Annotated in this window: 17 protein-coding genes; 8 read left to right on the top strand and 9 right to left on the bottom strand. The window is 66.9% G+C overall.

Annotated elements, in window-relative coordinates:
* Positions 1–47: 47 nt before the first annotated feature.
* Both OG716_RS36320 and OG716_RS36315 read left to right on the top strand, forming a co-directional pair.
* Positions 48–467, top strand: a complete 420-nt coding sequence (locus tag OG716_RS36320) for a DUF6153 family protein (RefSeq protein ID WP_405134801.1) — start codon at positions 48–50, stop codon at positions 465–467.
* A 114-nt stretch (positions 468–581) separates the two neighbouring features.
* Positions 582–1214: a DUF305 domain-containing protein gene (locus tag OG716_RS36315; protein ID WP_405134800.1), complete on the top strand. Its 633-nt coding sequence runs from the start codon at positions 582–584 to the stop codon at positions 1212–1214.
* Between the two features lie 70 nt (positions 1215–1284).
* Here OG716_RS36315 and OG716_RS36310 read toward each other — a convergent pair whose 3' ends face one another.
* The 3 genes from OG716_RS36310 to OG716_RS36300 all read right to left on the bottom strand — a co-directional run bounded on the left by OG716_RS36310 (position 1285) and on the right by OG716_RS36300 (position 4654).
* Positions 1285–1572, bottom strand: a complete 288-nt coding sequence (locus OG716_RS36310; protein ID WP_327146724.1) for a hypothetical protein — start codon at positions 1570–1572, stop codon at positions 1285–1287.
* A gap of 150 nt (positions 1573–1722) precedes the next feature.
* Entirely contained in the window at positions 1723–3249 is a 1527-nt protein-coding gene (locus OG716_RS36305) for an APC family permease (RefSeq protein WP_405134799.1), read from the bottom strand.
* A gap of 364 nt (positions 3250–3613) precedes the next feature.
* Positions 3614–4654, bottom strand: a complete 1041-nt coding sequence (locus tag OG716_RS36300; RefSeq protein WP_405134798.1) for an NAD(P)-dependent alcohol dehydrogenase — start codon at positions 4652–4654, stop codon at positions 3614–3616.
* A gap of 139 nt (positions 4655–4793) precedes the next feature.
* Here OG716_RS36300 and OG716_RS36295 point away from each other — a divergent pair, with 139 nt between their 5' ends.
* Positions 4794–6257 (top strand): flavin-containing monooxygenase, encoded by a 1464-nt coding sequence (locus OG716_RS36295; protein ID WP_405134797.1) that lies wholly within the window; start codon positions 4794–4796, stop codon positions 6255–6257.
* Positions 6258–6264: 7 nt separating this feature from the next.
* Positions 6265–7182, top strand: coding sequence for an alpha/beta hydrolase (locus tag OG716_RS36290; RefSeq protein WP_405134796.1), 918 nt, complete (start codon positions 6265–6267; stop codon positions 7180–7182).
* A 219-nt stretch (positions 7183–7401) separates the two neighbouring features.
* Here the strand turns inward: OG716_RS36290 and OG716_RS36285 are convergent, their stop codons facing one another.
* Positions 7402–7971, bottom strand: a complete 570-nt coding sequence (locus OG716_RS36285; protein ID WP_405134795.1) for a helix-turn-helix domain-containing protein — start codon at positions 7969–7971, stop codon at positions 7402–7404.
* A gap of 83 nt (positions 7972–8054) precedes the next feature.
* Entirely contained in the window at positions 8055–9284 is a 1230-nt protein-coding gene (locus OG716_RS36280) for a cytochrome P450 (protein ID WP_405134794.1), read from the bottom strand.
* A gap of 252 nt (positions 9285–9536) precedes the next feature.
* Between OG716_RS36280 and OG716_RS36275 the strand changes: the two genes are divergently transcribed.
* The 3 genes from OG716_RS36275 (at position 9537) to OG716_RS36265 (ending at position 11917) form a co-directional block, all read left to right on the top strand.
* Entirely contained in the window at positions 9537–10244 is a 708-nt protein-coding gene (locus OG716_RS36275) for a LysR substrate-binding domain-containing protein (RefSeq protein WP_405134793.1), read from the top strand.
* Entirely contained in the window at positions 10234–10920 is a 687-nt protein-coding gene (locus tag OG716_RS36270; protein WP_405134792.1) for an NUDIX domain-containing protein, read from the top strand. Before OG716_RS36275 ends, OG716_RS36270 begins: the two co-directional genes overlap by 11 nt.
* A gap of 208 nt (positions 10921–11128) precedes the next feature.
* Positions 11129–11917, top strand: coding sequence for a maleylpyruvate isomerase family mycothiol-dependent enzyme (locus OG716_RS36265; protein ID WP_405134791.1), 789 nt, complete (start codon positions 11129–11131; stop codon positions 11915–11917).
* Positions 11918–12028: 111 nt separating this feature from the next.
* On the opposite strand, the gene hrpB is transcribed toward OG716_RS36265, so the two are convergent.
* The 4 genes from hrpB to OG716_RS36245 all read right to left on the bottom strand — a co-directional run bounded on the left by hrpB (position 12029) and on the right by OG716_RS36245 (position 16825).
* On the bottom strand, positions 12029–14512 hold the full coding sequence (hrpB, locus tag OG716_RS36260; protein ID WP_405134790.1) for an ATP-dependent helicase HrpB: 2484 nt from the start codon (positions 14510–14512) through the stop codon (positions 12029–12031).
* Positions 14513–14837: 325 nt separating this feature from the next.
* The gene (locus tag OG716_RS36255; RefSeq protein ID WP_405134789.1) at positions 14838–15425 is read right to left on the bottom strand and encodes a DUF6636 domain-containing protein; all 588 of its coding nucleotides are present in this window, start codon (positions 15423–15425) and stop codon (positions 14838–14840) included.
* Between the two features lie 96 nt (positions 15426–15521).
* Positions 15522–16343 (bottom strand): helix-turn-helix domain-containing protein, encoded by an 822-nt coding sequence (locus tag OG716_RS36250; protein WP_405134788.1) that lies wholly within the window; start codon positions 16341–16343, stop codon positions 15522–15524.
* A 32-nt stretch (positions 16344–16375) separates the two neighbouring features.
* Positions 16376–16825: a hypothetical protein gene (locus tag OG716_RS36245; RefSeq protein WP_405134787.1), complete on the bottom strand. Its 450-nt coding sequence runs from the start codon at positions 16823–16825 to the stop codon at positions 16376–16378.
* A 417-nt stretch (positions 16826–17242) separates the two neighbouring features.
* Between OG716_RS36245 and OG716_RS36240 the strand changes: the two genes are divergently transcribed.
* Positions 17243–18313, top strand: a complete 1071-nt coding sequence (locus tag OG716_RS36240) for an alpha/beta hydrolase (RefSeq protein WP_405134786.1) — start codon at positions 17243–17245, stop codon at positions 18311–18313.
* Positions 18314–18439: the final 126 nt, after the last annotated feature.

Here is an 18439-nt window from a genome sequence, read left to right as displayed (position 1 = left end):
GGGCGCGCCCTCCGGAGATACCAGGCGGGGGTATTAGAATGGCCGCCGTGGTGGAACAGCAGGCACACGAAACCCGGTACATCCGGGCATTCGGGCTGTTCACCCTGCTCGCCGGAATCGCGATCATGCATTCGGTGATTTTCGGTATGGGTTCGAGCCACCACGAGTCCACCGTGGTCACGGACTCCGCCATGGTCACGGTCGCGGGCGCGATGAGCCCCGAGCACAACCCGACCATGCCCGGTTGCCCCGGTGGCGATTGCGACAGCGGCCACGCCGGAATGCACGGCTGTCTCTTCGTACTCACCACGCTCCTGCTGGCGCTCGGCCTGGCCCTGCTGGGCCGGCTCCGTCACCGCCGGCGCGATACCCCTGCCACCAAGGTGCGGCGATCGAGCCCGCACCGCGCCCGTCCGCCACCGTGGACGGTGCTCTCTTTGGCCGAATTGGCGATTCTGCGCGTCTGATGGACCGCCGCTGCCGCGTATCACGCACGCGGACGCGGGTTTTCGCATGCCCACTCCCCCGGGTCTTCGCATGCCTATCAGCAGGTTCTCGAGCAATCACCAAGGAGCACAACCATGTTCACCAGCCGTATCAAGTTCGCCGTCGTCGCGGGCACCGCCGCAGTGGCCCTCATCGCCGCGGGCTGCAGTACCGATGATCCGTCCTCGACCCCCGCCACGACCAGCACCGCATCCATGTCCGGCATGGATCACGGCGCCGCCACGAGCACGGCGGCCCAGCCCGCCACCCGCAGCGATTTCAACGATGCAGATGTCACCTTCCTGCAGATGATGTATCCGCATCATGCACAGGCGGTGGACATGGCGAAGCTGGTCCCGAGCCGCTCCCAGAATCAGCAGTTGATCACCCTCGCCAAGAATGTGGAGCAGGCGCAGGCGCCGGAGATGCAGCAGATGACAACGCTGCTGGAGGCTTTCGGCAAGGGTGCGCCCAGCGCCACGACGGGCCATGAGGGCATGGCCGGGATGATGTCGGCCGATCAGATGAAGTCCCTCGAAGCCCTGTCGGGCCCCGATTTCGACAAGCAGTGGATGCAGATGATGATCGAGCATCACCAGGGCGCGATCGCCATGGCGAATACCGAACTCGCGAGCGGCACGAACGCCGATGCGAAGGCCATGGCCCAGGCGATCGTCACCGGCCAGCAGGCCGAGATCGATCAGATGAACACCATGCTCGCCCGGTAGGCACCGGAAATGGCAACGGGTGCACCGGTTCTCCGGTGCACCCGTGCGCTGCTTCGCATCGCGGCCGCGGTCAGTTGCCGATGACCGTATTCATAATCGTTCCGGCACTGGTGGCGGTGGCGCCGCCGATCATGGCTCCGGCCACCATCTTCGGCGATTCGAGACCGCCGCCGCTCCACTTCTCCCAGGCGAACCGGCCGCCGCCGTACGTGATGGCGGTGACACCGGAGAGCATGGTGAACCAGGTGAAGTACCGGACCAGCTTCATCAGCTTGTCCGCCACCGGCGGGGTCTCCGGTGTCGGGTTGCCGATCTGCGCGACAACGGTCGTGTACGTCTCGTGCATAGCGAGGAGCATGCTCACGATCGGTTCCTCTCGGATGCTGAGGTGGTGCTGGTGGGGCGGATCCTGTGTCGCAACTCTCACTAGTTGGAGTCATTACACCTCATCCGGCCAGGTCGAGTCATGACGACACACCACCGGCACCGAACTCGAGCAGCCGATCAGCTACTTATTTTTGGCAACTTCCGCATTCGCCCGGCCGAGCAGCGAATGCTTGCGGCCGTAGAGGAAGTACACGGCGAACCCGACGGCCATCCAGATGACGAACCGCAGCCAGGTCTCCACCGACAGGTTGAACATGAGCCAGGCGCAGGCGATGACCGCCAGGATCGGCACGAACGGCACCAGCGGCACCCGGAAGCCGCGCTTCAGATCGGGGCGGGTGCGGCGGAGCACGACCACGCCGAGCGAGACCAGCACGAACGCGAAGAGCGTGCCGATATTGACCATCTCCTCGAGGGTGCCGAAGTCCACGAATCCGGCCAGCACCGCGCAGATGACGCCGACGATGGCGGTAATGCGGACCGGGGTGCCCCGGGAGCCGGTCTTGGCCAGCTTGCGCGGCATGAGCCCGTCACGCGACATGGCGAACAGCACGCGGGTCTGGCCGAGGAACAACACCATGACGACGGTGGTCAGACCGGCCAGCGCACCGATGGAGATGATGTTCTTGGCCCAGGTGACCCCGTGCACCGCGAAAGCCGTGGCGAGGGTGGCGTCCTCACCCTGCAGATCGGTATAGGGCACCATGCCGGTCAGCACCAGCGATACCGCCACATAGAGCACGGTGACGATGGCCAGCGAGCCGAGAATGCCGCGCGGCACATTGCGCTGCGGGTCCTTGGTCTCCTCGGCCGCAGTGGCGACCACGTCGAAGCCGATGAAGGCGAAGAACACGATGCTGGCCGCCGCCAGCAGGCCGTACCAGCCGAAGCTGCTGTGGCCGCCGCCGGTGACGAGCTGGAACAGCGTCTGATGCAGCTTGCTCGTTTCGGCGCCGGTGTTGGGCACCGATTTCGGGATGAACGGCTCGAGATTGGAGGCCTTGAAGTAGGTCAGGCCGACCACGACCACCAGTGCGATGACGGCCAGTTTGATGGCGACCGCGACCGCCGAGACCCGCGAGGACAGCTTGGTGCCCATGGCGAGCAGCACGGCCAGGATCGCGATGAGAAGTACTGCGCCCCAATCGAATTTGATCGAGCCGAAGTGCCAGATCGCGGGGCGGTCGCCCATGACCGTGCCGAGGTACTGCGACCAGCCCTTGGCGACGACGGAGGTGCCGAGCGCGAATTCGAGGATGAGGTCCCAGCCGATGATCCAGGCGATCAGTTCACCGAAGGTGGCGTAGGAGAAGGTGTACGCACTACCGGCCACCGGCACGGTCGAGGCGAATTCGGCGTAGCAGAGCGCGGCCAGGCCGCAGGCCACGGCGGCGAAGACGAAGGCCAGCGAGACCGCGGGTCCGGCCATCTGGCCGGCGGTGCGCGCGGTGAGGGTGAAGATACCGGCGCCGACCACCACCGCGACACCGAAAATGGTGAGGTCCCACGAGGTCAGGTCTTTGCGGAGTTTGGCATCCGGCTCGTCGGTGTCGCGCAGGGACTGCTCGACGGACTTGGTGCGGAACAGTCCGGTGGTGCGGCCGGCGGGCGGGCCTGACACCTCCGGCTGCGGGTCCGATATCGCCACTATGTCTCCTCTATCTGGCTTCGCGGCAACAATGCAGTTGGCACCAGGCCATCACGGCCCGGTGCCTGATTCCTTCGCCATCGCATGCAACCGGCAGACAGAAACCCTGGTCCTGCCCCGGTCAGTGCTCTCGGTCTCGGGGCGAGACCTGAGTTGTCGGCGTCACATCGCACCGTATCACCAACTGGTACGAACCAGTTCAGCAACTTGGCGGACAACATTCGCCGGATTGGCATGGTTGGCGGTTACCCGCACATCGTCGAACGAATCGCCGGAATCGGTCGCATCTCCCCCTTCCCACACATGACAACGGGCTCGGCGGCGGCAGTTTCCTGCCGCCGCCGAGCCCGGCGAGGATCGATGATCAGGGGACGAGAACCGCGCGGCCCCGGATCTGACCTTTGTCCAAGCGCTGCAGGGCTTCCGGACCATCGGCGAGATCGAAGCGCTCGACCTCCATGTGCAGCAGGCCCGCCTGAGCCAGGCCGACGCAGTCGTAGAGGTCACTTCGAGTGCCGCCCAGGGACTTTCGCACCGAAGCGCCCCAGGGCCAGCCCGGTCCACCGGCCGGGCCGGAGGTGATTTCCGGTGCGCCGCCGCCGATTCCGACCATGCGATAGGCGCCGTTGGGCGCCACGGTTTCCACCGCCAGCTTGGCGGTGGCGTCCACACCGACGAAGTCGAAGACGGCTTCGGCGCCACGGCCGCCGGTCAGCTCCAAGATCTCCTCGGCGGTGTCGTCACCGACCAGAAGGCCGAGGTCCGCACCGCATTTGGCGGCCAGGTCGAGCTTTTCCTGAGCCACATCCACCGCGATCACCCGCACACCGCTGATGGCGCGCAGGATCTGCACGGCCACATGCCCGAGGCCGCCGATGCCGATGGCGAGGGCGGTTCCACCGGGCCGCAGCACATCTCGCGCGCCGCGAATGGCGTGATACGCGGTCAGCGCGGCGTCGGCGACGGGCGCGGCCTGCAGGAAGTCCAGATCACCGATCGGCACGAACGAGGTGGCCGGAATGCGGACGTACTCCGCCATACCGCCCTCGACGGTGAGGCCGGGGCACGGCGGCATGGCGGTGCGACCGGCGGCAATGCAGACGTTCTCATTGCCGCTGACACATTCGCGGCAGACCCCGCAGGTCCAGAACAGATACACCAGACCGCGTTCGCCGATATCGCGACCGCTGACATCGGAGCCGATGGCCTCGATGGTGCCCGCGATCTCGTGGCCGAGGGTGAGCGGATCTTCGCGCAACTGGTACGGGAAGTTGACCAGGGTCAGGTCCGAATGGCAGACGCCGGCCGCGCCGACCCGCAGCAGCAGGTCGTTCGGTCCGATATCGGGGACCGGAATGTCATTGACCGCGACTTTTTCGGGACCGGTCCACTGGAGTGCTCGCATAGTCGTTCCTTGGCTCGAGCTTGTGATCTGTCGCACAACGTAGCACTCGCTTTACATTGCGTCTAGCCACTAACGGAATGTCTACCGATATTCGGAAAAGTCTTCCGAACGGCCGGATGCGCACCTAGGCTGCGGTGCCATGAACGAACCGCGGATCGCCATCGTCGGCGCCGGGATCTCCGGCATTGCGATGGGCGTCGCACTGCAGCGGGCTGGATTCACCGATTTCACCCTCTTCGAGAAGGCCGCGGACTACGGCGGCACCTGGCGCGACAACACCTATCCGGGCCTGGTGTGCGATGTGCCGTCGCGCTACTACCAATTCACCTTCGCTATGAATCCCGAATGGTCCCAGCTGTATTCGGGCGGTCCGGAGATCAAGGATTACCTGGCCCAGGTGGCGCGCGATCAAGGCTTGCACCGCCACACCAGATTCGGCGCCCAGGTGGTCGGCGCGCGGTTCGAGGACAACGGCTGGCAGGTCACGCTGGCCGGCGGCGAGGTGGAGCGCTTCGACTTCGTCATGTGCGCAACAGGATTTCTGCATCACCCGAATCGACCTGCCATTGCGGGGCTGGACGATTTCGCCGGACCTGTCATGCATTCATCCCGCTGGGATCACGAGGTCGACCTGACCGGTAAGCGCGTCGGCGTGATCGGCACCGGCTCAACCGGCACCCAGCTGGTGAGCGCACTGGCCGGGCAGGTGCCGAGAGTCGTGATGTTCCAGCGGACTCCGCAGTGGATACTGCCGACGGTCAACAAACCGTATTCGGAGCTGGCCAAGCGGGTGTATCGCCGACTGCCCGTACTCGGCTCGGCCGCCTATCACATGAATCGCGCGTTCTTCGCGGCCTTCTCGCAGGGCCTGGTGCACGAGGGCCGAATCCGCAGGCTCATTCAGTGGGTGGTGGAGCGAAACCTGAAGTCCGTCAAGGATCCTGAGCTGCGCCGCAAGCTGACACCGGATTACCAGGCCATGTGCAAACGCCTGGTGGTGTCGGATCGCTTCTACGCCGCCGTACAGCGCCCGGATGTCGAGCTGGTCACCAGCGGTATCGCGCAGGTGCTCGAGAACGGCGTCGTCACCGCGGACGGGCACCGGCACGAGCTCGATATCCTGGTGCTGGCAACAGGATTCGATTCACATGCCTATATGCGTCCGATGGCGATCACCGGTGCCGGTGATCGCACCCTCGATCAGGCCTGGGCGGATGGCCCGCGCGCCTTCGAGGGCGTCATGATGCCGGACTTCCCGAACTTCTTCATGCTGGTCGGCCCGCACAGTCCCTTCGCCAATCATCCGCTCACCGCCGTCGCCGAGGCCCAGTCCTTCCGCATTGTGAGCTGGTTGCAGCGTTGGCGCACAGGCGAATTCGCGACCGTGGCGCCGACGCACGCCGCCACCGATCGCTACAATGCGCAGATGCGCGCCGCCGCCCCGAGCACCGTGTGGACCACCGGCTGCCAGAGCTGGTACCTGGGCAAGGACGGACTGCCCGAGCTGTGGCCGTGGAGCCCGGGCCGGTACGAGAAGCTCATTCGCCGCGCGCCCGATCCGGTCGACTACCACCTGAACCGTCAGATCATGAGCCGGAAATGAGTACCTCGTGCTGAAATCCCTGTTGCGCTTCACTTCCCGGCTTCTGGGGCGGTACTGGTTCGCCGCGGCCCCCGATTGGGAGCTGGCCCGCCGCCGCGCCGAAACGACCACCGCCAACGCGCGCGCACCGCGCACGGTCGTGGTGACCTCGGCGCAGCTGGCGGACCTGCCGGTCGAAATCCTCACGCCCCCGGGCGCTCCCGCCGATGCCGCGGTGCTCTACCTGCACGGCGGCGGCTACGTCATCGGCAGCGCCCGCATGATGCGCCCGCTGACCGGCGCCCTCGCGCTCGATATGGGCACCACCGTCTACGCGCTCGACTACCGGCTCGCGCCCGAACATCCCCACCCGGCACCGATCGACGACGCCGTGGCCGTGTACCGCGAACTGCTGGAGCGCGGCATCCCCGCCGAACACATTGCGGTGGCCGGTGATTCGGCGGGCGGCGGCCTGGCACTGGAGGTGGGGATGCGCATACGCGACGAAAACCTGCCCGCCCCTGCGATTCTCGGGCTGATCTGCCCGGTGCTGGACTTCTCCCCCGACTCCGCCGCGTTCCACTGCGGCCCGACCCGGGAACCGCTGATCACCCCGAAGGTCATCGAGCAGTTCCTCGACGCCTACCTCCCGGGAATCCCCGCGGCCCAGCGCCACGCCCTCTCCCCGCTCTACCGCGACCTCACGGGACTACCGCCCATAGTGGTCCACTCGGCCGGCGAGGATCCGCTCTCCGGCGACGCCCGCCGCCTCGCCGCCCGCGCCACCGAACTCGGTGTCCCCCTGCGACATCGCGAATACCGCAAGGTCTGGCACGTCTTCCACGCCATGCCCATGAAGTCCGGCCGAGACGCCACCCGAGACCTGGCCGCCGTGCTCACCGAGGGCATCTACGGCCACCGCACCGGCTACCGCGCCACCAGCTAGGGACCGAATCCCCCGTCATCCCGGCATGGGTTCGGCCGGGGTCCACACCCATAGCGCTCTCACCGGTTCCGGTGGATCCCGGCCAAAAAAACGCGCCGGGATGACGGGTCCGCAGCACACCCAGGTGACAGGTCCGCAGCACACCCAGGTGACAGGTCCGCAGCACACCCAGGTGACAGGTCCGCAGCACACCGGGTTCGCGATCTCAGCCGGTGCGGATCAGGCGATGACGCGGGAGATCGTCGGCGCGACGAATTCCTCGAGCATCGCTCGCTCTTCGGCATCGTCACGCCCCGGCGCGGAGAGCAGCGAGACGATGATCCGGGTGAGCCAGCGCGCGAGACGGCTACGCTCCGGGTCGGTGCGGCCCATGGGTGTGAAGAGCCCTGCCGCAATGGATTCGACAACAGCGGAATCCTGGCTGATGCGTCCGGCCGACCCGGCCTCACCGGGCCGGAACCAGGCGATGAGCAAGGGGTCCGCGCGCACCTCACGCACCGCCGCGAGCATGGCGCCGACCACCCATTCGCCCGGATCGTCGGTGGTGCGGGCCTGCGCCGCGATGCGCGCCGCGATGCGGCGGGTTTCGCGATGCACGAAGGCCAGCCGCACCGCCTGCCGATTGTCGAAGTATCGGTACAGAGTGGCGCGTGAGCAGCCCGCGGCCTTGGCGATATCGCCCATGCCGACGGCGGTGACGCCGCGCTCGGCGAAGAGCGCGGCTGCGGCGTCGAGTATGCGTTCGGCGGCGAGGTCGGCGCGATCATCGGACAACCAGTCCCGGCTCATGCCACCTCCCCTCCTCGAATACACATCCGGTCGAGACTACCGATGCGGCGGCTCCCGCCGCCGTGCACCGTGGGTCGCACCGCTCAGGCGGTCGCCTGGAACGGCACGCTCATGGGCCAGCGCACATAGTTTCCGTTGGACCAGGTGACATTCTCGAGGTCGACGGAGAAGTCGGGGCAGCGGGTGAGCAGTTCTTCCAGCGCCACCCGCGCCTGCATCCGCGCGGCGGCCGCACCCAGGCAGTGGTGATGCCCGTGGCTGAAGGTCATGATCCGCTTGGGATTGCGGCGCACATCGAGTTCGCCTGCGGTGGAGCCGAATTCCCGCTCATCGCGATTGGCGGATCCGTACAGCAGCAGCACCTTGCGGCCGGCGGGGATGGTGGTGTCGTGCAGCTCCACATCCCGGGTGGCGGCGCGGGCCAGCCCCTGTACGGGCGAGGTCATGCGCAGGAATTCCTCCACCGCATCGGGGATGAGCTCCGGATTCTCGACCAGCAGTCGCCGCTGCTCGGGGTACTGCTCCAGCAGCTGCACCGCTCCGCCGAGATTGCCCGTGGTGGTGTCGTTTCCGCCGGTGATCATGGTGAAGGCGAAGCCGAGAATGGCCAGAATTCCCTCGTTGTCACCGTCTTCACCAAGTCCCGAGGCGAGCAGATGCGAGATGGTGTCATCGCCGGGCTCGGCGCGGCGGCGTGCGATGAGCTCCGCGAAGTAGCCCACCATTTCGCCTACGGCAGAGGGCAATTCGCCACCCGCGGCGATCTTCGCGCCGTCGATGGCGCCGCCGACGATGGCATAGGTCCACTCGTCGAACTTGCCCTGATCCGCCTCCGGCACACCGAGATAGTGCGCCACGACCATGGTCGGCAGCGGCTTGAACAGCTCGCCGACGATATCCCCGGACCCGGCCCTGCGCAGCCGCTCGAGGCGTTCCACGACAAAGGCCCGCACCGCCGGTTCCACCGAATTCACCTGGCGGGGTGTGAATCCCGCCGCGACCCGGCGCCGGAAGTCGGTGTGCTCGGGCGGGTCCATGAAGACGAACGGCTTGATCGGAATGCCCGCCGCCTCGAGACTCATGTAATCCACGGTCAGCCCGGAGGCGGAGGAGAAGGTCTCGGGGTCGCGCGCCGCGGCGTACACGTCCTCATGGCGTGAGAGCACATAGAAGTCGTCCGATTCCCGGTCACTGGGGACCACGCGATGCACCGGATCGTGTTCCCGCAGGGCCGCGTACATCGGCCAGGGATCACGCCAGGTATCCCCCGACATCAGCTCGAAACGCACTTCCTGAGACGCCATTGAACTCATGAACCGACGGTAAGACAAAAGATACGCTTTGTCTAGAACATGTTCCAGAAGGTGACTGCTGTCGGCCTGGGACAAGCCGAACCGGGAAATGAAAAACCGGCCGCCCCGCTGGATAAGTCAGCGGGAGCGGCCGGTCCTCATACGGCTAGGTATCGAGGCGGTAGACCTCCATATTGCCCAGCATCGTCACCGAGAAGTTGGCCTTGACCCAGCACACCGCGCGCACTCGAGCTCACCGATGCGGGCCACGCCATGGTCGAACCGGCGCGGTCGATGCTGCGCGCCCGCCGCGATATCGTCGATGCGATCGATACGGCGCACGGACAGGTGCGCGGTGAGGTCGTGATCGGCAATCTCATGAATGTGCGCAGTGTGGACCTCGCCGCGGCGATCGCCGACCTGCACGAACACTTTCCACAGGTGACAATGCATATGCGACAGAGCATTTCGGGTGTGGCGGGCAATATCGCCGGATTGCGCGGCGGCAGTCTGGACATCGCGTTCCTGACCGGATCGACCATGGATCTGCCGGGGATCACCCAGTACCTGGTCAGTGCGGAGACCCTGGTGCTGTGCACCGCGCCGGAGCATCCGCTGGCGGGCAGGCCCTTTCGCGCCGCGGACCTCACCGATGTCCGGTTCATCGATTTCGCTCCCGGCTGGGGCATTCGGAGCATTGCCGATACCCTTTTCCCCCGGCGACTTCCGGTCATCGAGGTCGCCGATCAGGTCTTCGCGCTGGAGTTGGCCGCACGGAATTTCGGTATCACGCTGACGGCCCGATCGGTTGCCGCGCGCATGCCGGGAACCGTGTATTCGGAGCGCATCGGTGAGCCCATTCCCTGGCAGATCTCCATCGGTCACGATGCCCGGCGCACGCCCTCCCATGCCGCTCGCACCGTGATGGACGCCCTGCGCCACGGTGCGGTATTCCCTGGAGGGGGTCATCATGCGCGGTGACGGCGACGGCTGGTCCCGCGATCTCGACGGCGTCCGGCACTGGGGCCGATTCGGCGCGGCCGGGCTGCTGCTGCGGGCGCCATTGGACGAATATGGCGGCGCCGCAGTGCTTTTGCAGCTCAGAGCACGTGGCCGGGCGGACACCCGGGGCACCTGGACCATCCCCGGCGGTGCGCGCGACAGTCATGAATCCGCCATCGAGGCGGCGCTGCGCGAAGCCTGGGAGGAGACCCGCGTCGACACCGGGCAGGTGATCGTGCGCGGTGAACACGTCTCTACCACCGCGATCGGCGGGTGGACCTACACCACCGTGGTCGCGGATGCCCCGGCGCTGCTCCCGACCGTGCACGATCGGGAGAGCGATGAACTGCGCTGGCTGCCCGAAGCCGAAATCGATGCGCTGCCTTTACATCCCGACTTCCGTGCGGCCTGGCCGCGACTGCGGGCGCGACCGGTGTATCTCGGCGGCGACGACGAACTGCACAGGCTGGCCGCGCGCACGCTGCCGCGCACCGTCGATCTGGGAGCGCAGGGTTTCGTGCGGTTGTACCGGTCGGGAGCACCGCGGGGTCGTACCGCGCGGCTCACCGAAGGGCCGATTCCCTTCTACCAGAAGCCTTCCGAGGAGTTGCTGCTGCGACCGGACCAGGTCTTCGATCAGCAGCAGACGGCGTGATTCCGCCGGGCACTTGACCTCAACGTAGGTTGAGGTACCAGACTGTTGATCATGAGTCACCGCGACTCCCCCGATCCCTCGCACCGCCTGTCGGCGCGAGCCGCGCCCCGCTGAGTCCCGTACACCCCTCAGCGGGGCGCGAAACCTTTCCACCGCTGCTACGGACGGTCATGGGCGCTCAGCCGGACCGAGGGCCGATACTCACAGGATGAGTTCCGATTCCGTGGCGGCGCTGCGCACCGAACGCGAGACACTGCTCGACTTCTGCCGCGACCTCACCGATGCGGAGTGGGCGACGCCGAGTCTCGCGGAGGGCTGGCGGGTACAGGACGTCGTGGCGCATATGACGGCGCTGTCGCGTGCGCTGATCACGCCGGCCGCGATCACGTCCATGTTCTCGCGGGATATCGAGCAGTCGAACAATGCCCCCGTCGAGAAGGCGCGATCCCAGTCGCCGCAGCAGGTGCTAGACGGGTTCGAGATCTGGAGCCGTCGCGGAATCACGGCGCTACGGGCTCTCACCCTGCCCGGTGTGCGCCGAATCCCCTTGCCGGTGGCCGAAATCGGGACCTATCCGCTGCGCATCTTCCCGGCGCTGTACCTCTTCGACTGGCACACCCATCTGCGCCACGACATCGCACCCGCCCTCGGCCGCCCCACCCCGGATACCGACGCCCCGCGCCTGGCCGCCATCCTCGCCTGGCTGATGATGCTGCTCGAGCAGTCCCAGCGCACCCGGCTGAACTGGCTCGACGCACCCCTCGCCCTCACCCTCGACGGCCCCGGCGGCGGCACGTGGCGTATCGAACCCGCCCTCGGCGGCCGCCTGCACGTCCGCCCCGGCACCCCCGACGGTGCGGCCGCCCACATCACCGCCCAGTCCCTCGAATTCCCCCAGTGGTCCACCACCCGCCGCCCCTGGACCGAATCCGACGTCACCCTCACCGGAAACACCGACCTCGCAACACATTTCCTCAACTCCCTCAACCTCATCTGAGCTATCTCACCGGCAGCGCCACCCTCCATCCGGCGGGATTCCCCGTCATCCCGGCATGCTTTTGGCCGGGATCCACGCAGGCGGCGCTGACGGGACGTTTCGGGCCCGCACCTATTTGCGAGTCGCATTGCGGGCGGTGCCGCGGTGGGCGGAGAGGGTGGTGGGGTCCTCCGGCCAGGCGTGTTTGGGGTAGCGGCCGCGAAGTTCGGCGCGGACCTGGGGCCATCCGGTGCGCCAGAAGGAGGCCAGGTCGGCGGTGACCGCGATCGGGCGGCGGGCGGGCGAAAGCAGGTGCAGGAGAATGGATGCACGGCCGTCGGCCAGGCGCGGCAGGTCGGTCCAGCCGAAGATCTCCTGCACTTTCACCGCGAGCACCGGCGGGTCGGCGGAGTAGTCGAGGCGGACATTGCTGCCGGAGGGCACCTCCAGGCGCTCCGGAGCCAGCTCGTCGAATCGCGCGGCCTCGGGCCACGGCAGCAGTCGGCGCAGCGCCTGCCCGGCATTGACGCACTCCAGGCCGGAACGGCGCTGGGCGGTGGAAAGCTCTGGGCCGAGCCAGCTTTCGAGATCGGCGAGCAAGGTCGCGTCATCGACGGCGGGCCACGGTGCGCCGAGCGTGCGATGCAGGAAGTCCAGGCGCTGACGCAGGGTGATGGCATCGTCGTTCCAGCGCAGCAGCTCGAGTCCGGCCGATTCGAGTCCACGGCGCAGCGCCTGCCCCACCAGGGCGCGATCGGGATTGCGTAAAGGCTTCTCGGACAAGATGATCGCCCCGAGCCGCTCGATCCGGCGAGCGACAACATCACCGTCGATCCAGTCCACCTCATCAACCGTCGCGACCAGGCTCGGAGCAGCCCGGCGAGCGAGTTGCTCATCGGCGGTGGCCGCCAATCGAATGCGCCCCTCGGACTGCCCGGGATCACGGGATGCTCCCGCCACGGCCAGCCAATCCGATTCGGCGACACCGGAACCCGGCGGCAGCTTCACCGCGGTCCCACCCGCCATCAGATAGCTCGCCGACCCGGCCCCGCGCCGCCGGGCCAAGCGCTCCGGATAGGCCAGTGCCGCAACCAGAGCCGGATCATCCACCGACTCGGCCGCGCGGGCCCGGCCACGATCCCGGCCCGGCGCACCCTCCGCTTCCGTCACCAGCCGGGTGAGCCGCTCGACCTCCCGCAGCCAGCGCGCGGGTCGCTCGGCCCGCAGTGCGCGAATTCCGGCCACCAGATCGACCTTCGACACCACGGTGTCATCGTCGAGCAGTGCGACCACCTCCGCGGCCGATCGCGCACCGACCTCCGCGGCGCCGTCGAGCAGTGCTCGTGCCAGCCGCGGGTGCAATCCCAGCGCGGCCATCCGCCGTCCGCGATCGGTCACGCCACCGTCGCCGTCCACGGCGCCCAAGGCCCGCAATACTTCTCGCCCTGCCGCCAGCCCACCGGCCGGCGGCGGATCCCACCAGCCGAGACCCGAACCGTCCGGGGTGCCCCAGCACGCCAGCTCCAGGGCCAGCCGCGTCAGATCGGCGGCCCGAATCTCCGGCTCCGGATAGGCGGGCAGGGTGGCGTGCTCGTACTCCGGCCAGCAGCGCCACACGTGCCCCGGGGCCTCGCGCCCCGCTCGCCCGGCGCGCTGATCGGCCACCGCGGCCGAAACACGCACTGTCGCAAGGCCGGACAGGCCGCGCCGATGATCCACGCGCGGTATCCGGGACAGCCCGGAATCCACAACCGCTCGCACACCCGGCACCGTCAGGCTGGATTCCGCTACGGCCGTGGACAATACGATCCGTCGCCGTGTTCCCGGACGCAAGGCCACATCCTGGGCGGCCGCCGGCAGTCTGCCGTGCAGTGGGACCACATCCACCTGCCCCAGACCGGACAATCGCTCGGCCGTCCGCCGGATCTCGGCCGCACCCGGCAGGAAAACCAGGACATCCCCGTCGATCTCGGCGAGCGCGCTGCGTGTCGCCCGCGCGACTTGCGCCTCGATCCGCTCCTTCGGCAGTGGCGGAACATACGACAGTTCCACCGGATACGCACGCCCGTGCACCTCGAGCACCGGAGCGGGCTGCGCACCGCCGAGCAGTATCGAAAGCCGATCCGCGGCAACCGTTGCCGAGGTGGCGAGCACTCGCAGATCCGGGCGCAGACCGCTGCGCGCGTCGAGCAGCAGCGCCAGCAGCAGGTCGGCGTCCAAATGCCGTTCATGGCACTCGTCGAGCACCACCACATCCACCCCGGCCAGTTCGGGATCGCCCTGCAGACGCCGCACCAGCAGACCGGAGGTCACCACCTCGACCCGCGTCCGCCCGCTCACCCGCCGATCGCCGCGCACCGAATACCCGACCGTCTGCCCGACCTGCTCCCCCAGCAGCGCCGCCATCCGCCCCGCCGCCGCCCGCGCCGCCAATCGCCGCGGCTCGGCCACCACAATCCGCCCACTGGTACCCGCGGCCAGAGCCAGCGGAACCAGCGTCGTCTTACCGGTCCCCGGCGGCGCGACCAGCACAGCCGTACCCCGCGCGGTCAAGGTCCCGACAATCTCATCGAGCGCGGCGCGGACAGGAAGATCAGGAAGTTCAGGCAGCTTCATTGCCAACCAGTCTGCCGCCCGCACGCGATTCGCCCCGACATCAGGGCAGCGATCCCGCACCGGCAGCGCCCAAGACCACCGCAGCACCACACCAAACGGTGCACTGCGCCGCTCGCTGACCAGGCGAGCACATCCTGTCGGCCCAGCTGGTCTGGGCAGCACCGACGCACACCGGCCGGACAGCAACACGGCTGCGATGACGTCGGGTCACCGGTCGACCGTCGGCATCCCGGCAAGGGATCGACGACTGATCAGCGGGAGTACACCCGCCACACCGGCATGGTGTGGCGGCATGCCCTGTGCGGTCCGGTGATTCAGGGATGTGTCAGAAGAGCTGCTGCTGATCGGCTGCGATCAGGAAGCCGTGGCCGCCTGCGTCGCAGCGAATGCCGGCCTGGGTAGAAGTACAGGCGGTGCCTCGGACGATGAGGGTTTGGCCGTACTGCAGGACCTTGCCGCCGCCCTTGTCGGTGCCGTCGGTGGGGCTGCCGACGAAAACGCCCTGGTTCAGGCAGAGGAATTTCGCTGCGCCGCCCATGACCTCGGCGGCCACGGCGCGGTTGGGGCGAGTGCCGCAGTCTGACAGTTGCGAGGGAACAACACTCGCGTGCTCGAGTTGGCAGCCCGTACCGAAGTTCTTGTCATCGATGATGCCGCACATGATGTTTCCGGTCGGCGACTGGAAATAGTACTTGTCGCCCTGCTGGAAGTCGCGGGCATCGACATTGGCATCGTCGCGAGTCGGCGCGGTGGTGACGGGCGCTGCGACTGTTGTCGGCGCTCCCTCATTACCTGCCGCGCTGGTCGTGGCGCTGCTCGCCGGTGCTCCACCGCTTGTCGCCTTGTCGTCGTTGCATCCGGCGATACCACCCACCGCAGCGACGACCGCGAATGCCAGAACCCATGCCCTCATGCGTTTCCTCCCGAATTGCTTCCGCCCCGAACCGTGAAGTCCATCGAAGCAACCGACCAGGTTGTTATCGCGACACTGTTCCCCCGGCGGCACGGCTCACCACGCGAAGATACCCGGCAGCGTCTCGTGCAGCGGTGGAAAACCGTCCTCGTGGCGTTCGGTCAGGCTGAACATTTCGATATCGCGCCAGGGGTGCGCCCAGCGCAGCGAATCCATCTGAAAGGTAACCCGCTCCCCGGATTCCGGCTCCACCACGATCACGGTGTCGTCGTCGTAATCGCTGTGCCCGATGGCGGTGTCCCACATTCGATCGAAGTGCGGGTTCACCCGGCACGCTTGCCGAATCGCGGCGATCTCGTCCTCGGGCACGAGCCCCAGTGAATTCTCCTTGAGGATGTACACGAGCCGGTGCACGATGCTCTCCCAGTTGTGCAGCACCTGCTGCGCCCGCGGGTCGGTCATCATCTGGACGATCACATTCACCGGGCGGTCCGGTGTGCCCAGCGCCGGGTCCAGCCACGGGAACATCTCGATCGCGCGCGCATTGGCGGCCAGCACGTAGTACTCCGGAACGCGGTGCAGGAAGGCGGGCCCGGGCATCCGATTCATCAGATGCAGTTCGCCCGCGGTGACCGCGGACAGCGATCCGGCGGAAATCGCGAGGTCCTCGCCCATCACCATCGACCACACCTTGCGGCGCTTGTGGCGGGGCAGGGCGAGCGCATTGCACCAGGAGCGGATCGTCGCCACCGTGGGCACCCGCTGCCCGTTCTCATACTTCTCGAACCCCGAGTTCGACATGAACAGCAGCGCGGCGACCTGCGCCTGCGTCAGTCCGAGTTCGAGCCGCTGCCGCTGCATATAGTTGCCCAGCATCTTGTGCTCACTGCCCTGGGACTCGGCCTGAACGGCGCGCATCGTTCTCCCCTTGCTCTCTCGTCTGTGCTGTGTCAAATAGGTTGGCGCGCAGGCATACACGCCTCATCGTTCAAGCCGTCGGCGAGGTCCAGCACGAGATCGGCCATGGCCGCCAGCGCGAGGACATCGGCATCCGGGGACGGCAGGCGCAATGCCTCGCGCACGGCCGAGCGGATCAGCAGACCGGCCTCCACCAGCGTGTCGGCGTTGTTCGCCAGGCGCAACCGGGAGATTTCGCGCGAGCCCTCGACGGTGTCGTAGCGGCGGGGCGCGATCGCCACGATCTGCTCGGCCAGGGCCTCGGTGCGAATCAGCAAGTTGTCCAGGTCATCCCACGCCATGCGCCGGCGCACGCTCGCGGTCGGCCGGGAAGGGGAGATCTGATCGACTTCGCGCACAATGCGTCTGGCGAGTGCGATGAACGCCTCGATTTCCCGCAACCGGTAGGTGCCTGGCAATTCGTCCGCCAGTGTCGGATCCATTCCCCATACCGCAGTAACGGTAGCGCTATAGCGCTGGAGCATTGCCAGAACGGCCACAGCTCGATGCTGCTGCCCCGCAACGGGTCCGGAACCGAGCCTGATGTCCATCGCCTGCCCGATGGCAGCACAGAGCTCCGCACAGTCTCGTTGTGTGCCGCTCGTGCCCGCAACCATGTCGTGAGCGTGTCACGAACCTATATGTGGCCACTAAATAGTCACGGCCGCAACACAATAAGCGTGCGCCAAGAGAGCATCGACGCCGACGCTGGAACGACTTCGATTGTGCAGCAGCGGCTGCCGGTTCCGCACCGCCCCGAGGCCACCCAAGTTGGGCGGGTCAGTTCAATTGACACGGTGTCGAGCGTAAGTGAGGCGCACCACTTGGCCAGTAACCACGGCGTTGGGTAACGTCGGCCCATGATCAGGTCGATTAGGCGTTTCGGGGCATTGGCAATTGCGGGAGTTGTCGCAGCCGCACTGTCCACCGTATTGGGTACCGGCACTGCGATCGCCGAGGACAACAACGATCCGATCATCGCATCGAAGAAACTGCTCGCGGATCCGATGGCCCCCGACGGCTCGAAGCTGGTATCCGGAACCGTCGACGGCCGCAATCTCACACTGCGGGTCCACTCCACCGCGATGGACAAGAACATCACCGTCAAAGTCCAGCGCCCCAATGACGCCTCGCAGCCGCGGCCGGTGCTCTATCTGCTGAACGGCGCCGGCGGCGGCACCGATATGGCGACCTGGTGGCACAACACCGATATCGGCGATTTCCTCGCCACCAAAGATGTGAATGTCGTGATGCCGGTCGGCGGCGCGTGGGCCTATTACACCGACTGGAAGCAGGACGATCCGGTCCTCGGGCGCAACAAATGGAAGACCTTCCTGCTCGACGAATTGCCCCCGCTGATCGACCCGGCCCTGAACACCAACGGCGCCAGCGCCATTGCGGCCAATTCGATGACCGCCACCGCGGTACTCCAGCTCGCGATCGCCAAGCCCGGCTTCTATCAGGCCGTGGCCGGCTACAGCGGCTGCGCCCAGATCGCCGATCCGATCGGTAAGCGTTTCACCAAACTGGTCGTGGAAACCTACGGCGGCGGCGACGTCAAGAACATGTACGGCGACGACGACGATCCGGCCTGGGCCGCCAACGATCCGGTCATCAATGCCGAAGGCCTGCGTGGCACCAGGCTTTTCATCTCCGATGGCAGCGGCCTCCCCGGCCCGCACGACCACATCGGTGATCCCACCATGCTGAACCCCACGCAAATGGGCCTGGCCAATCAGATGATCGTCGGCGGCGTGATCGAAGCAGCGGTCAACTACTGCACCCACAATCTGCAGAACCGCCTGAACGATCTGAGCATCCCCGCCACCTTCGACTTCCAGCCCACCGGCACCCACTCCTGGGGCTACTGGCAGGACGCCTTCTACGCCTCCTGGCCCACCCTCGCCGCCGGTCTCGGCCTTCCCGCGTAACTCCACTTCACCGCGCTGATCAGCCCGGTTGCCGGAACCTACCGGCGACCGGGACGCAGCACTTGCGCATTTCGGTTAATGGCATTAACTTCTAGTTAGTGCCATTAACCCCCGCTGCAGGAGCTG

The sequence above is a fragment of the Nocardia sp. NBC_01388 genome (genome assembly GCF_045040085.1).
Lineage (GTDB): Bacteria > Actinomycetota > Actinomycetes > Mycobacteriales > Mycobacteriaceae > Nocardia.
The sequence above is the reverse complement of the archived record's forward strand: the minus strand, read 5'-3'. Positions and strand labels throughout refer to the sequence as shown.

What these genes read in the sequence shown, in the direction of transcription:
- OG716_RS36285 (WP_405134795.1), bottom strand. Translation starts at nt 7,971, where the DNA reads ATGAGCCGGGACTGGTTGTCCGATGATCGCGCCGACCTCGCCGCCGAA.
- OG716_RS36275 (WP_405134793.1), top strand. Translation starts at nt 9,537, where the DNA reads ATGGTCGAACCGGCGCGGTCGATGCTGCGCGCCCGCCGCGATATCGTC.
- OG716_RS36300 (WP_405134798.1), bottom strand. Translation starts at nt 4,654, where the DNA reads ATGCGAGCACTCCAGTGGACCGGTCCCGAAAAAGTCGCGGTCAATGAC.
- OG716_RS36315 (WP_405134800.1), top strand. Translation starts at nt 582, where the DNA reads ATGTTCACCAGCCGTATCAAGTTCGCCGTCGTCGCGGGCACCGCCGCA.
- OG716_RS36310 (WP_327146724.1), bottom strand. Translation starts at nt 1,572, where the DNA reads ATGCTCCTCGCTATGCACGAGACGTACACGACCGTTGTCGCGCAGATC.
- OG716_RS36270 (WP_405134792.1), top strand. Translation starts at nt 10,234, where the DNA reads ATGCGCGGTGACGGCGACGGCTGGTCCCGCGATCTCGACGGCGTCCGG.
- OG716_RS36240 (WP_405134786.1), top strand. Translation starts at nt 17,243, where the DNA reads ATGATCAGGTCGATTAGGCGTTTCGGGGCATTGGCAATTGCGGGAGTT.
- OG716_RS36245 (WP_405134787.1), bottom strand. Translation starts at nt 16,825, where the DNA reads ATGGATCCGACACTGGCGGACGAATTGCCAGGCACCTACCGGTTGCGG.
- OG716_RS36295 (WP_405134797.1), top strand. Translation starts at nt 4,794, where the DNA reads ATGAACGAACCGCGGATCGCCATCGTCGGCGCCGGGATCTCCGGCATT.
- OG716_RS36265 (WP_405134791.1), top strand. Translation starts at nt 11,129, where the DNA reads ATGAGTTCCGATTCCGTGGCGGCGCTGCGCACCGAACGCGAGACACTG.
- OG716_RS36250 (WP_405134788.1), bottom strand. Translation starts at nt 16,343, where the DNA reads ATGCGCGCCGTTCAGGCCGAGTCCCAGGGCAGTGAGCACAAGATGCTG.
- hrpB (WP_405134790.1), bottom strand. Translation starts at nt 14,512, where the DNA reads ATGAAGCTGCCTGAACTTCCTGATCTTCCTGTCCGCGCCGCGCTCGAT.
- OG716_RS36280 (WP_405134794.1), bottom strand. Translation starts at nt 9,284, where the DNA reads ATGAGTTCAATGGCGTCTCAGGAAGTGCGTTTCGAGCTGATGTCGGGG.
- OG716_RS36255 (WP_405134789.1), bottom strand. Translation starts at nt 15,425, where the DNA reads ATGAGGGCATGGGTTCTGGCATTCGCGGTCGTCGCTGCGGTGGGTGGT.